6 protein-coding genes are annotated in these 15,281 nt (G+C 51.4%); 5 read left to right on the top strand and 1 reads right to left on the bottom strand.

The window, feature by feature from the left end:
• The first annotated feature begins 107 nt into the window (after positions 1-107).
• Positions 108-1,019, top strand: coding sequence for a C40 family peptidase (locus tag BN6628_RS26695; RefSeq protein ID WP_082926931.1), 912 nt, complete (start codon positions 108-110; stop codon positions 1,017-1,019).
• 265 nt (positions 1,020-1,284) lie between these two features.
• Entirely contained in the window at positions 1,285-2,238 is a 954-nt protein-coding gene (locus tag BN6628_RS15325) for a DUF2167 domain-containing protein (protein WP_148449286.1), read from the top strand.
• An 81-nt stretch (positions 2,239-2,319) separates the two neighbouring features.
• Here BN6628_RS15325 and BN6628_RS15320 read toward each other — a convergent pair whose 3' ends face one another.
• Positions 2,320-13,401, bottom strand: coding sequence for a DUF7507 domain-containing protein (locus BN6628_RS15320; RefSeq protein WP_068618865.1), 11,082 nt, complete (start codon positions 13,399-13,401; stop codon positions 2,320-2,322).
• 198 nt (positions 13,402-13,599) lie between these two features.
• On the opposite strand from BN6628_RS15320, the gene BN6628_RS15315 reads away from it, so the two are divergent.
• The 3 genes from BN6628_RS15315 to BN6628_RS15305 all read left to right on the top strand — a co-directional run bounded on the left by BN6628_RS15315 (position 13,600) and on the right by BN6628_RS15305 (position 15,279).
• The gene (locus tag BN6628_RS15315; protein ID WP_068618863.1) at positions 13,600-14,232 is read left to right on the top strand and encodes a DUF1796 family putative cysteine peptidase; all 633 of its coding nucleotides are present in this window, start codon (positions 13,600-13,602) and stop codon (positions 14,230-14,232) included.
• Positions 14,233-14,475: 243 nt separating this feature from the next.
• Complete coding sequence (locus BN6628_RS15310) at positions 14,476-14,970, top strand: hypothetical protein (protein WP_082926930.1); 495 nt, start codon at positions 14,476-14,478, stop codon at positions 14,968-14,970.
• 18 nt (positions 14,971-14,988) lie between these two features.
• The gene (locus BN6628_RS15305) at positions 14,989-15,279 is read left to right on the top strand and encodes a hypothetical protein (RefSeq protein WP_068622346.1); all 291 of its coding nucleotides are present in this window, start codon (positions 14,989-14,991) and stop codon (positions 15,277-15,279) included.
• The last annotated feature ends 2 nt before the right edge of the window (positions 15,280-15,281 follow it).

Here is a 15,281-nt window from a genome sequence, read left to right as displayed (position 1 = left end):
AGGAGCCTTCTAGTAGGGCTTCTTTTGTTTGCTCGTTTACTACTGAACAGGCGGGTAAATACATAAAATTGCTTCGTTGTAGCATACTTCTGGTAAACCAAAGAGAAATGGGGATTCCAAAGCAGATGGTTACCTTTGGCGTGCAGCATTTTTCCAAACTACTGATCTGTGCCAGCATTCTTGGTCTGTGCATCTCATGCAGCAGCGGCAAAGCACAAAATCAGTCTGAAGTTAAACCGAAGACCCTCGGAAAGGGCGCTTCACTTATCAGAAAGGACATTTATACAGATGCGAAAGGCAGCAGATGGGTGCCCTTACGATCAGTAGCCGCTTCGCTGGGGCTGAACTACAAAGAACGGGGAGGTATAGCTGAAATGGGTTATACCGACGTCATGTACCGGGTAAAGGTGGACCGTGGGAGAAGCAGTGCGATGGGAAAAAACGTCAGACTGACAAACCCGGCGATCATGCGGGACAATCAGGTCTGGATCACGCTTGAGGACGCCTCCAAGCTGCTGGGCACTACGGTGAAGGTAACCTCTAAACCCGGCCGGCTTGAAATCGGTCATCTGCCGTCGATTCAGGGTCAGGGGGCACCACAGAAGGGAAGCTTTCAACCGTTCAGCTCGGTGGACGCTCAGGAGCTTATCGCTTACGCTAAGCGATTCCTTGGGGTGCCTTATGAATTTGGTGCGGGTGACTACAGCGTAACTAAGACATTCGACTGTTCTTCATTTACGCGTTATGTGTTCAAGCATTTCGGAGTGAACCTTCCAAGACTTGCAAGCGAGCAGGCAACGATGGGCACAGCTGTTAACCGCAGTGAGCTTAAAGCAGGAGACCTGGTGTTTTTCACCGTTCCGGGACGCTTTGAGAATGATAAAATCCCTGGTCATGTAGGCATTTATGCCGGAAATGGGTCGTTTATTCATACCTGGGGAGCGCCCGGAGTTCAGATTAGCAGCTTGGATACGGGATATTGGAAGGGTGTTATTTTATCGATGCGAAGAGTATTATGAGACTTGCAAGTGTATTCAGCTTAGCCGTTCCCTTTCCGGAGCGGCTTATTCAGGTTAATTTTTTTTGGAGTAACAGTATCTGTATTTTGCAGGATATTTGAACTAATTTCGGAAGATAGAGTCCTGCATCTTTTAGGTCTATACGATCAAAAATAGGATCGAATTGTGTTTTACGCATTGTCGAATAGGTTAATATTGGTATATGCTAGCTTTTGTTATTTTATTTTTTAAGTATTTTAATATTTTGTGAAGGGACAGGTGTATTTTGAGGCGAAGAAGAGGGCTTACACAGAGGCTGGGGGCAGCCGTAATTGCTGTAATGTTACTAGGGATGAGTGCCCCATATCAGGTGAGTGCGGAAGAAACACAGAGCACTTCATCAGATTTGAATTATATTGAAGGTAAAGGCCAAATGGTTAATATTGGGAGCAACCTGGCTGAGCTGAAGCTTGAACGGGGTTTTTATTTCTTGAACGCGGAAGACACGAAAAGAGCAGTGCGTGAAAGTGGTGGGATTGTAGACGGAACAGAGGCAGGAATGCTCATACCGGAAGATGACAGCTGGACGCTCCTGTTTGATTATGAAAAAACCGGACATATTCCAGATAGCGAAAAGAATGAGATTGACGCTGATGACCTATTACAGAGCTACAGGGACGGCGTTGCGGAACAAAACAAGAAACGTTCTGCCGAGAAACAGCTTTTTGTGGATAAGTGGGAAACACCGCCGAAATACAATGAGACCTTACATAGCTTAACCTGGACTATTCAAGGACATGATGCCAAGAACGAGCCAATCATTAATCACAACATCCGGCTGTTAACCCGTGAGGGTACGATTTCCGCAGTCATCGTTACGGATCCAAACATGCTGTCCGGCGCTAAATCCGTGGTGGAGAGCCAGATCATTCCGGCGCTGAAACTGAGACCCGGCAGCAAGTACGAAGATTACGATAAATCAACAGACAAAACTGCAGAATATGGTCTTGCAGGGTTGGTGCTTGGCGGGGCAGGAGTATATGTAGCCAAAAAGACAGGCCTGCTCGCCCTGCTGCTCGTCTTCCTTAAGAAAGGATGGATTCTTATTGTAGCTGCCCTTGCGTTCGTGTGGAATCTGATCCGGGGTAAACGCAAAAAGAAAAATGAAATGCAGCAGGAACCTCCTCAGCAGGATCCACCTTCGGAGAATCCTCCAGATCATGGAATGACGATTAGATAGAACGTATTCATCAACCGACATACAAACAAAGACCGCTTATGGGTAACATGCCCGTAAGCGGTCTTCTTGTTCCTACCCGGTTTATTCCTCTGTGCCACTGTCACTGATTAATCGGATCATCTCGGAATTGGATAGGTCGTTACGCTCCACGTACTGCTGATCTCCCCGTTCGAACCGGTACCTAACACCTACCTGGGCTACGAAGAAGGAGGATGTGGTTAAGGATTCCACCTCAAATAACAGGGACACCGTCAATTCGCCGCCAGCTGGCAAGGAGCCAAGCGGGATTCCAGCCGCAAGATTCGGGGAAGGAAGACTGCGCCCGTTAAGTGCTGCCGTCTTCAGGAAGATCGGATTTACAGCCACGAATGGTCCGGTAAGAAGCAAATCCTCCATGACGACATTACCCTGGTTGGTAATTACAACCGTCAATGCAAGCAGGTTGTATTCCTCTACTTCATGGGCACTAACTGCAAGGACAATGACGGGCCGGGCATCCCGCAGGATAATTGTGGAGATGGTAGAAACAGCGGATTCACTTAATATTGCCCCATCATCCAAGCGCACCGTATAGGAAACCACCGCTTGATTGGACTGCGCGGCCTCTTGGGGGATGGAAACAGCTTCAACTTGGAAAGAGACGGCTGTATTCTGACCAGGCCATAATGTTGCGATGGAGATGCCGGCGTTAAGGGCGGATGAGAATTGGGCATTTCCGCTTACCGTTACACTTCCCGGCTTAAAGGCCAGGCCATCAGGCAGTGTGTCGGTTAACAAAAGATTCTCTGCAGGGACACCGCCAACATTTGTAATGGTTATCGTGTAGGATATCAAGTCTCCTAAAAGCGCGAACTGACGGTCTGCCGATTTAGCAACACTTAGCAGCGGTGACACGACAGGTACTCTGGAAGTATTGGATGCCTGTACGGAGGTGATCACTCTGCCGCTCGGCAGAGCAAATGAAATTACCGCTTCGGCGGTGTTGTTAATGATTCCGGCAGTATTCTGGTCGGACAATCTTGCCTGGAAGACCACCACTGCCGAGGTGTCCGGCCAGAGGGAACCTATTGGAATCCCTAAGGACAGATCGGTCAGGGAGGAAGCAGCCCCGCCTATCGTCAGACTTTCCTGCTCGAAGACAAGACCTTCCGGCAGGGCATCTTTTAACACGATCTCGGCTCTGACGTTCCCTTGATTCACAATGTTGATTGTGTACGTTAGAGGCTGACCCGATCGGATAAATTCAGTACTGGTCTGTTTGGTTACGTTTAGATTCGGGCTAAATAACGGGAGAGTAACCAGGTTGGTAAGGAGTTCAAGCCGATCGCTGCCCATTGTATAGTGGATTACGGGCTGATTCTTGATAAGGAAGCCGGCCTCTGGGTTGCCTTGAACGGTATCGTATTGGATAAGCAGAGTCTGACCTGGTTCGATAACTGAAGCAATTTGTACCTCCCCGAACACGTTAGGATCGGCAACCACCACACCGTCTACAGCGAATGTACCCTTCACAAGAGTGGCGCCAGAAGGGATGAACCCTGAAATTGCAATGTTTGCTGCCTGAGAACCTGCTTGGTTGGCTAAAGAGATAGACCAAGGGATACGTTCACCCGGTATGGCTTCAGTCAGGGGAGTCTGAAGAACGGCGGTGACCCCTGAGCTAAGCACCTCAACTTCGATTGGCTCAGAATAAGCGTTCTGTGTGATCTGCCTTCCGTCAGGGAGCTGGAAGGAGAACACTGCCTGAGCTTGGCTGGTAATGCTGCCGACCGCATGCCGATTCAGCACAACTACCTGATAGGTTACAAGAGCCTGATCCCCAGGATATAGGGTGCCCAGAACAACCTCACTGGCCATGGAGGCCCCTGCTTGCAGGACGCCATTGATTGTTAGACTGTTTGGCACAAACGAAGTACCTTCCGGTAAGAGATTCATCAGGAGGACAAAGGCCCCTATGTTACCCGAATTTAGAACCGTGAGGGTATAAGTCACCTGATCCCCTGGAGCTGCAATCAGTACGCTGGCCTGCTGCGTAATAGAGATAATCGGCTGATACAGCGGCATGCTGACTATGTTGGAGAATACCGTGCTAAGTGCTTCATCTTCCTGAAATGACAGGGAGGCCTGATTGCTTAGCTGCAGTGAAGCAGGGATCGAGACCACATCGGCTTGGAAAATAATCTCGGTACGATCCCCGGATTCAAGCGTACCGAGATAGAGTCCGGTTTCGGGATCGGCACCCGGCACGGATATGCCGTTAATAATAACACTGTTCGGCACCGTCTTTGTGCCTTCCGGCAGGAGATCCTGAACCACAGCTTCCGCTAAGTTGTCTTGGTCCTTATTGCTGACGAATAACGTGTAGGTGATCCTGTCGCCCAGAACGGCAAAGGAAGCGCTCGCCTGCTTGGTTAGAGACGCATCGGCGGATGGAACCGCAACTTCGACCGTATTGGATAGAAGCTCGCCGCTTGGAGTTCTTCCATCAGGCAGAGCAAACTGGAAGCTTGCAAGAGCCTGGTCAATAAGCAGGGAAGATGGCGGAATTGACGTGACCAGAACCTGGAACTGCACAGTAACCGATTGTCCCGGCCCAATAGGCGCAGTAGGCACGCCGGACTGAGGATTTAATCCCGGCTGCGGAATGCCGTTAACGAGTACACTGTTTGGCACAAGTGTGGAGCCTGTCGGTATTGGGTCGGAGACCACTGTGGAGGCGGCAATGTTGCCGGTATTAGTGACCACAATTTTGTAGGTCACAAGATCTCCAACAGTCGCATTCGAAATACTGCTGGACTTGGCAGCAGTAAGGATCGGCTGGTAGATCTGCACGGTAACCGTGTTGGATACTGAACTGCCTGAGAAGGATCCACTGGTAAAGCTGGCCGCAGCTTGATTGGCAAGAATGTAATTGCCTGGGAGCGAGGTGACACGCACCTGGAAGGTAACGAGCACTGTAGCTCCAGCGGCAATACTTGAGATTGGGATGCCAAGAACTGGCGAGACTCCGGCTCTTGCCGCCCCACCAACAGTTACGCTCCCCTCAATAAATATCGAGCCGGCGGGAATTGGATCTGACACGACCACATTGGTTACCTGAGAAATTCCATTATTCGTCAGAGCAATCGTATAGGTTAACACATCTCCGACTACAGCTGTTGTCGAGGTCACACCCTTGACGATGGACACATCTGGTGAAGACACAGGAATGGACAGTACGGGTGAAACGGCATTTCCTGTTAGTGTTCGTCCATCAGGCGGTTGGAAGCTGAATTGGGCACTCGCTTGATCGGACAGGAATTGTGGACTTGGAAGCGAAATGACAACCGTCTGAAAGGCCAAGATGCCGCTGGCTCCAGGTTGTATTATGCCAACGGAAACCCCGGCGGCTGGGTTAGCTCCCGGAGTGGGAATCCCATTGACCAGTACGCTGTTCTCAATAAACTGGGAACCGGCCGGAATGTTATCACTCAATGTGACGGAAGCAGCCAGATTTCCTGTATTGGTTACCGTCAAGGTATAACCGAGAGCGTCTCCCACAGAGACTTTTTGTACACCTGCTTGTTTTGCCACTGTAATAATGGGCTGGTATACAGGTACGGTCACATTTTCCGAATAGGATGTTCCGGTGAAGGCACCGCTTGTATAGGTAACCGCAGCCTGATTAAGCAGCTGCAGGGGAGCCGGCAGTGCATTCACAGCAAACTGGAAGGTTACAGCTAGCGAAGCTCCAGGTGCAAGACTGTCGGCCGGGATTCCCTCAATTGGACTTGCACCCGGGAGCGGGCTTCCGCCCAGCGTTACACTTCCAGGCACAAATGCGCTTCCGGCAGGTGCCGGATCTGTAATCAGAAGATCAGTAACCGTATCGGTACCATTGTTGGTGAGGAGCACGGTGTAGGTTACCTTATCGCCAACTACCGCATCGGCAGCCCCCGCACTCTTAACGACATTGATATTAGGAGCGGAAGTGGTAACAGATACCGGGCCTGAAGCGGCACTGCCCGTTATCGTTCGCCCATCCGGGGGACTGAAGGTGTAGGTTGAGGTTGCCTGATCCGTCAGCACCGGAGGTGAAGGAACTGAGGTGACTTCTGTTTGGAACGTGATCGTTACAGAACTACCGGGATTGATCGGCCCGACAACAATTCCCTGTACGGGGCTGGCACCTGGGACAGGGGTGCCGTTCACCAGCAGACTGTTCTCAATTAGGGTCGAACCAGCTGGAATATTGTCGAAGATGGTTGCCATAGCAGGCACATTGCCTGTATTTTGGGCTGTAATTGTGTACAGAATTCCTGTACCCACCTGGGCTATAGTCTTGTTCGCCGTTTTCGTAAGGCCAAGGATAGCTTGATAGACGGGAACTGTGGTCTGGTTGGACAACGAGCGGAAGGGCAGAGCTCCGCTGGAGTATCCGACAGCAGCTTGGTTCACCAGCACAGCTGGTGATGGCAGGGAGATGACTCTGAATATAAAACTGACAATAACCGAGGCTCCCGGTGCAAGTGTGCTAACCAAGATTCCATTGATTGGCGAGCTCCCGGGGGAGACAATCCCGTCAATCAGCACACTTCCCAAGACAAATTCTGAACCGGTTCCGGGCAGATCGGTAATGACTATGTTTGTAACTTGTTCAATTCCGGCGTTAGTAATGTTCAGTGTATAGGTAATAGAGTCACCAACGACTGCATCCTGTGCGGAGGTACTCTTGACAACGGTCACATTTGGCGCGGATACCGGTGTGCTGAGCAGCGGTGATACTACACTGCCCGTAAGTGTCCTTCCGTCCGGAAGCAGGAAGGTATAGGTTATGGTTCCTTGATTATTCAGATATGGTGGCGAAGGGACGCTGCTTACCACAACTTGATACGAGACGGTGATACTCCCGCCTGCAGGAACAGTACCAGTGTTAATGCCTGACGACGGATCAGCTCCGGCCGAAGACTGGCCGTTGATCACAACACTGTTTGGTACAAAGGCCGCTCCTATCGGGATAGGGCTGGTTAGAACTGCGGACGCCGGTGTATTTCCTGAATTGTTGACTGTGAACGTGTAAATCACCGTATCCCCAACCGTCGCATTGGCCGTGCTGCTGGCCAGTGTTACATTCAGAATCGGCTGGGATACCGGAATGTTCACTACATTCGAAAGCGATGAGCCTGTGAACGCACCTGAATTAAAACTAACGGTTGCCAGATTGCTGAGACTTCCTGATACCGGAATACTGGTGGTGGTTACTTTGAACTGAACCGTAACGGTAGCTCCAGGAGCGATCAAGAGGATTGATATACCCTGAACCGGGTTCGCGGCGGGGCTGGGTACCCCATCAATTGTGACGCTTCCAGTTACGTAGGTGGCACCTTCAGGGATCGGGTCCGTTAGAATCACATTTGTTACATTTTCAAATCCCGTGTTGGTAGCCTGAATCGTATAGGTTACTACGTCGCCGAATGCGGCATTGGTTAGATCAGCTGATTTCATCACGGACACATTCGGTGCAGAGACAGGCACACTTACAACCGGTGAGAGCGAAGAACCTTCCCGTACTGCGCCGTCTGGAGGGATGAAAGTGAAGCTGGCGTTAGCCTGATTCACCAGATTGGCCCCAGCCGGAACACTTGTGACCGTCACGGTAAATGATAATCCAAGTGTGGAATTGGGAGAGATCGTGCCTAAATAGATGCCTATGGCTGGATCGGCTCCCGGAACGGAAGTTCCCCCAATAATCACGCTGTTCTCAATAAACTGGCTGCCGGGTGGGATGGGATCACTCAGAAACACCTGCGCCGGATAGTTCCCAGTGTTCGATACACTCAGCATATACGCAAGAGTATCCCCAACTGTCGTCCGGGCCAGACTTGAAGATTTGGTTACCGTAATCAAAGGCTGATATACCGGAAGCACCGTTTGATTTGATACAGATGACCCGGTGAAAGACCCGGAAGTATAGGCTACCGTCGCCTGATTGGCAAGCTGTGCCGGGGTTGGCAGACTGGAGACCTGTACCTGGAAGGTCAGCACGGAGGTGCCTCCAGGAGGAATTATGCCTACTGGAACTCCAACACTTGGATTGGCTCCTGGCACAGAAATGCCGTTGACCGTGACCGAGTTCACAATGAAAGCTGCTCCAGAAGGAATTGGATCGGTAATTACGGTCGCCGTCACATTCTCGAGACCGTTATTCACAGCTGTAACCGTATAAGTGATGATGTCCCCAACAGAGGCATCCGGATCGCTGGTGGTTTGCGTTACCCTCACATTCGGTGCCGAGACTGGAATAGCTACGGGATTGGATTGGGCAGAGCCGTTAAGCGTCCGCCCGTCAGGCGGCTGATACGTGAAGAAGGCTGTTGCCACGTCTCTTAGGGTGCTGTCTCCAGGAATAGAATTGACCACGGTCTGGAATGTGACAGTGGCATTCCCGCCTGGGGCTAAGGTGCCGATGGAAATGCCGGAGGCCGGATTCGCACCCGCAGCTGGTGAGCCGTTGACCGTTACACTATTCGGAACCAGACTTGAGCTGCTGGGAATAATATCAACGATCGTGATCATTGCGGCAAGATTCCCGCTGTTATGGGCTTGAACAGTATAGGTGACTGTGTCGCCAAGTGTGGCGTTCACAGAGTTTACAGACTTAACAAGACTGATAATCGGCTGATATACAGGTGTAGCTACCGTATTTGATACGGAAGAGAAAGAAAGGGTCCCGCTGGTAAAGCTGACGGTTGCCTGATCATTTAGTACAGTTGTTGCCGGGAGGCTGTTAACCACAACCTGAAATGAGACCGTGGCAGGCGCTCCAGGTGCGAGAGTTCCTATAGGAATACCCGACACCGGGCTTGAAGGGCTTGACGTCCCGTTAATGACCGTGCTGCCTGGAACAAAGGAAGCTTCAGCGGACACGATATCGGTAAGTATGACGTTCGTGACATTCTCAATTCCGTTATTGGTGATGGTCACGGTATAAGTGACGGTATCCCCAACAACGGCATCCTGGGCTGAGGCACTCTTCAAAACGGTCACGTTCGGTGACGAAACCGGAATACTTACTGTGTTGGAGAGTGAGGAGCCAGGCACTGTACGACCATCTGGAGGCTGAAATGTATAATTCACCGTTGCCTGATCGAGCAGTAAGGGTGGGGTTGGCATGGTTGGAATCACCACCTGAAAAGTTATGGTTGCCGCTCCTCCTGGAGCGATAAGGCCTGCTTGAATTCCCGATGCCGGATCAGCACCGGGCACAGGGAATCCGTTCAGGGTAACACTATTCACCAGCAGCGTCGAGCCAGCGGGAATCGGATCAGTGACAACAGCCTTAACGGCAATATTGCCGTCGTTGCGGGTGTTAAGCGTGTAGGTCAGAATATCACCGACGGTCGCTTTCGCTTGAGAGTTTGTTTGGCTGATCGTGATAACGGGTTGATAGACATTCAGACTTACGCTATTTGATACGGTACTTCCCTGAAAGGCTCCGTTCGTATAACTTACGGTCGCCTGGTTGGTGATCGTAGTAACGAACGGTTGCCCTGTTACTCTTAATTGAAAAGTGACTGCGGCACTTGCTCCGGCGGCCAAGCTGCCAACCGGGATGCCGGTTACCGGATTGGCTGATGGAATGACAATACCATTCACGGTCACACTACTGCTCACAAATTCCGTTCCTGCAGGTATGGGATCATTGACCACCACACTTCCAACCGTCCCTGATGCGTCCCTGTTGGTGACGGAGACTGTATAAGTCAGTATATCGCCTACAATCGCATCGGCTGCCCCGGTGCTTTTGATTACCCCGATGTTCGGAGCGGCTGCGGCAACGGAGACCTTATTAGAAGCAGTGGAGCTTGAGAAGATCCGTCCATCGGGCAGGGTAAAACTTGCTGCCGCAACGGCCTGATTGGTAAGTGTTGGCGGGGCAGGCAGGGAGGTAATCACTGCCTGAAAGGTCACCACGGATGAGCTTCCACTGCTTACGGTTCCGATCATAATGCCTGTCTGCGGATCTGTTCCAGGCTGTGGAGTTCCGTTCAGGGTCACACTGTTGGTGACGAAGACCGCTCCAGAGGGAATGGGATCGGTAACTGTCACATTTGTGTTGAAGTTCCCGGTATTGCTGACAGTTATAGAGTAAGTGATGGTGTCCCCTACTGTAGCACTGGCAACACTTGCCTCTTTGACAGCACTGATCACAGGCAGGTACACGGGAATGGTAACGGGGTTCGACAAGGTTGTGCCCGTGAAGGTTCCACTAGTGAAGCTGATGCTGCATGTGTTGCTGAGCTGACCAGAAGCAGGGACCGAGACGACATTCACGGCGAAGGTTAGTGTAATGCTGCTGCCCGGAGCAAGCGAACCCACCGCAACTCCCGCCGCCGGATTGGCGCCAGGAACTGCGCTGCCCCTCACTGTAACACTCCCCTGGACCAGGGAGGAGCCTGAAGGAATCGGATCTGTGATCACCGCATTGGTTATGGTGGCTGCTCCTGAGTTGGTTGCTGTGATTGTATACACCACGGTATCACCCGGAGTAACCGATGTATGGTTCGCGCTCTTGGCAATAGCCACATTAGGCAGACCCACAGGCAGTGTAACAGTGTTTGAGCTGGATGCTCCACTTAAGGTTCTTCCATCCGGCAGCTGGTAGCTGTAGCTCGCATTGGCCTGGTTCACAATTTGCGCCGGCGATGGGAGAGAGGTGACATTAACTTGAAAGGTAATAACTGCTGTTGAGCCAGGGGCCAAAGTTCCCGCCGCAATACCCGCAGCCGGACTGGCGGATGGCTGGGAGATCCCGTTCAGGGTCACGCTGCCTGCAACAAATACCGCCCCGGGAGGGATGTTGTCGGTGATCACAGGAACGACCGATATACTGCCAGGATTCGCTGCTCTAATGGTATACGTGATGGTGTCTCCTACTGTGACTTTGGTCACGGCGGTTGTCTTGGTTAAAGTCAGCACGGCCTGATAGACCGGCAGTGTGACCGTATTAGAGACGGAGAACCAGTTAGACGGTCCTGTTGAGAAGCTGGCGGTGGCCTGGTTGCTGATCTGGGCGGAGGAGGGCAAGCTGCCTACCAATACACGGAAAGCTATGACTACCGTACGGCCCGGAAGAATGGAAGTTATGGAAATACCCGTGGCAGGATTCGCATCACGAGTGTTTCCGTCCACGGTCACACTACCGGCAACAAGAGACGTCCCGGATGGAATTGGATCGGTTACAATCACGTTGGTTACGGATGATCCGCTATTGTTGGTTATAGATACCGTATAGGTGATGGTGTCCCCGAGGACAGCATCTATGGCAGAGGCGCTTTTGACAACAGAAACGCTGGGATTAGACACCGGGATTTGCAGGGTGTTGGAAGCTCCGCTGCCGGACAGTGTCCGGCCGTCCGTAGGAAGATAAGTGTAGGTATAAGCAGCCTGATCCACCAGCTGGGAGCCGGCTGGAATCGAGGCTACAACGGTCTGAAACGTTAGCGTTACGCTTCCGCCAGCGGATACAGCTCCGATATTAACTCCGGCCGCCGGATTGGCGGAAGGCAGAACCGTCCCGTTCAGTGCGACACTTCCCTGGACAAAGGTTGAACCTGGCGGGATCGGGTCCGTTAATACCGTATTGGCCGAGATGCTGCCGGAGTTGCTGACGACAATCGTGTATGTCACGGTATCCCCAACGGTTGCAGCCGCTGTGCTCGCACTCTTCACCGCTGACAGCACGGGCAGGAACACCGGCGTCGACACCGTATTGGACGGAATTGAGCCGGAGATCACAGGACTTGACGGCAGGCTCTGGAACGAGAAAGCAACCTGTGCCTGATTCGAAAGCTGGGGAGGGCTCGGCAGCGATGTTACCTTAATCTGAAAGGTTACCGTCACAGAGCTCCCGGCGGTAATTGTGCCAAGCGAGATGCCCGCATTCGGGTCGGCAGCCGTTTGTGTGGTTCCTCTGACCGTCACACTTCCTGCGACCAGAGTAGCCCCGGAAGGGATGACATCCGTCAGGACAGCGCTTGTGGCACTGGCAGTACCTGTGTTGGATATCGTAATTCTGTAAGTGATCGTGTCGCCTGGAACGGAGACGGATACATTTGCACTTTTCACAACGTTAAGCAGGGGAGCATTGATGTCAATTTGAATCCCATTCGCATTGACCAGATACGTATCTCCGGAGGTGGTCAGCTGTAAAATGGCACTGGTCTGATTGTTAATCAAGGTTGAGGAGATATCGACATTGGTGATATCCCACCCCTGTCTGCCTCCATTTACATTTGTCCCAGGAGTGCCATTGATCGCATTTACGTTTCCGAAGGAGCCGCTGGTGTCGAGTGTGCCATCATCCTTGTTAATCTGGGATGCAAAAAAGTTGTTCGCAAAGTTGTTGGGACCGGAAAGCGCGGTAAGATTGCTTGTGGTCGGACCAAATAAAGCCTGGTCTCCAGTCCGGTTCGCATCCCCCTCTTGGGAACTTATCATGGTCCTTCCGCGTAATATTCCTGAGGTTGGGGTCGCAAATCCACTCACCACGACATTGACTGCGCCTGAGGTGGAGCGTATGAGTTCAGCCCCGACCCGGAAAGACAAATTACGGAAGGGCAGCGCGGGATTCTGATACACAACCGCGAGCGTCCATCCCGCATGATTGGCTGTTGTAGAATCCGGAACAGCAACCGTTCCGACAATGCCTCCGGCCGCGTACACCCCGGCTCCCGCTGCGGCGACAATCGATGTCACATTAGCTGAGCGCACATAGGCATAACTGGCCGGGGAGGTGCTGAGTACGACATTGGAAGAGGTTGCAGAGTCCGGTGATACTGAGGTGGAACCAGCGGGAGTGCTCAGACTAATCGGATTATTGATATTCTCAGTCAGGTTGACACCGTTGTTTACGTAAGTCCCTCCCCAGATCAGCTCCGCATACAGAACCGTACTGCCTATGGGCAGTACCAGCACAGCGGACGAGCTGTTCAGGGTATAGCTGGAAGTTGTTCCTGCAGGATAGGAGCCATACTTTAGCGAGGTGTTGGTTGTAATGAACGCCCCGATGCTGTCAATAGTACCGGGAACTCCGGCGCTGTTGGAACTGCTTAGTCCAAGTGTATTGCCGGTGAAGGTGATTGCCCCTGTCTGGTTCGTCACATACCTTTGGATAAAAGCCATTTCAAATTCCTGCTTTCAGAGAGGAGTAATAAGTTCTTAAGAAATCTATATGTTCATAAGGAATAAGAAATGTGACATAAGGCTGCATTAATCGAATTTAGACAAATGGTCTTATCTGGTTCAAGCCGGGTCCGTATCCCCTGTACATGCATAATCTGAAGAGAAGCGTATCTCTAAGCAAATGGGGGAGTGAGTAAAATGCTAGATTCGGAGTTTCGTGGAGTTTACGATGCGGTATTCAGTCTGGGCTCCAACTGCCAGACCGCATATCAGCTGCGACGGCTTGGTCTGAGGCAGGAGGCGGGGCCGCTGGACTGGTTCATTTCTAATACACATAAAGGTCTGGTCTCTGTATTGGAGAATCGTTTCGAAGATTTCATGGAACTGGAACATATGACATTGGTTGGGCAATTCCAGACTTGCTATTGTATTAAAGATGAGAAATATCAGATCTTCTCCTATCACGACTTCCCGGTAAAGCTTCCCCGGGACCGATGGTCCGAGGCCTACCCGGAATTCCATGAACGCCAGCTTCGCAGGCAGACAAGATTCCTGGAGGCCGCACGCAGTCTTGAACGTCTGTTGTTCGTCCGTCTGAACTGTTCCCCGGATGAAGCTCTGCAGCTTAATGATCTATTGACCAGTCTTGTGACTCACCAATTCACACTGCTCGTAGTAAATACCCGGCAGGAGCTGGGCTGTGAATCGGCTCCAACGATTAAGGACGCCATTGTTACTGCGGAATTATACAAAGGAGAGGATTGGCGGGGGGATGATGTCAGCTGGGGAGGGCTGATGCAGCATATTAGACTGCGAAAAAAGAGTATATAAAATGAACTTTAGAGTATACCGATCATAGTGGAGAGGACGAGTGATTCTGAAGAGACGGAGCGTCCGCCGTTGTCTTTCAAAATGCCCCCCTGGATATTTATTTCAAGGGTAACCTATATAATGTTTTATGGAGGAAATTCTTATATATGATCTATGGTTCCAATGATAGAGGTGGTATAATCAGAAATTGGTAGAATTGGTATAGAGGACTTATAGAACTAGAATCAGTTTGAAGAGAGGCATGTGATTGTTATTTTATTCCCACTCAGTTATCAGGAATGGTCCGAAGAGCAGTCAAAGGTAATACGGACCGTAGAGTCTCTAGACATCTCTGCTGATGAATTGTTTGTTCATAAGCTTGTGGACGGCACACTGCTTCATAACAGGCTGTGGGCTCACATTTCCAATGAAACAGAAGACGACAGGATGCATTTTATTTATGTCAGTCCCTATGAACCGGATTCACTGCCGGTCTACGGTCACACGATCAATCAAACAGCACTTGGCCAGGTGAAAGTTACGAGCCTGCTTGGAGCTGAGTTCGTCTATTGGAATGGCCGGGGTTTTGAAACCCGCGATCAAACCGGGACGCTGACGCTTGGCAATATGGAACTCGCGCGTATGCTTCTGGATCACTATATGGTTCGCGGAGGAATTACCTATGAGGTGATTTATTCGGTATTCGATATGGACCGGAGGAAGGTTTTGTTCTACTTGAAAGATGAGGTGGAGGCTTAAATGCATCAGGAGCAGCACATGAAGAAAGATAAGGGGCGGGCTGGAGATGTGGTGAACAAGGGCCGAATGCTAGCGTTCGCCCTTCTTCTCACGGTACCCGCAGTGCTGTCCGGCTGCGGTCAGCAGGATGAGTGTGATCCGGACTATGATTCCAACTGTGAGTATGATTCTAGCAGCGGCCATTATTACTATGGCGGAGGCGGGGGCGGGGGCGGAGGATATTACAGCGGTTCCTCGAGAAGCTCCGCAAGCCACAGCGGCAGCCATAGCGGTTTTGGGAGCGGGTCCCACTCCTCGTTCGGCGGTTGACA

The organism is Paenibacillus tuaregi (genome assembly GCF_900086655.1).
Taxonomy (GTDB): Bacteria; Bacillota; Bacilli; order Paenibacillales; family Paenibacillaceae; genus Fontibacillus; species Fontibacillus tuaregi.
This window is presented reverse-complemented; position numbering and strand designations above follow the sequence as displayed.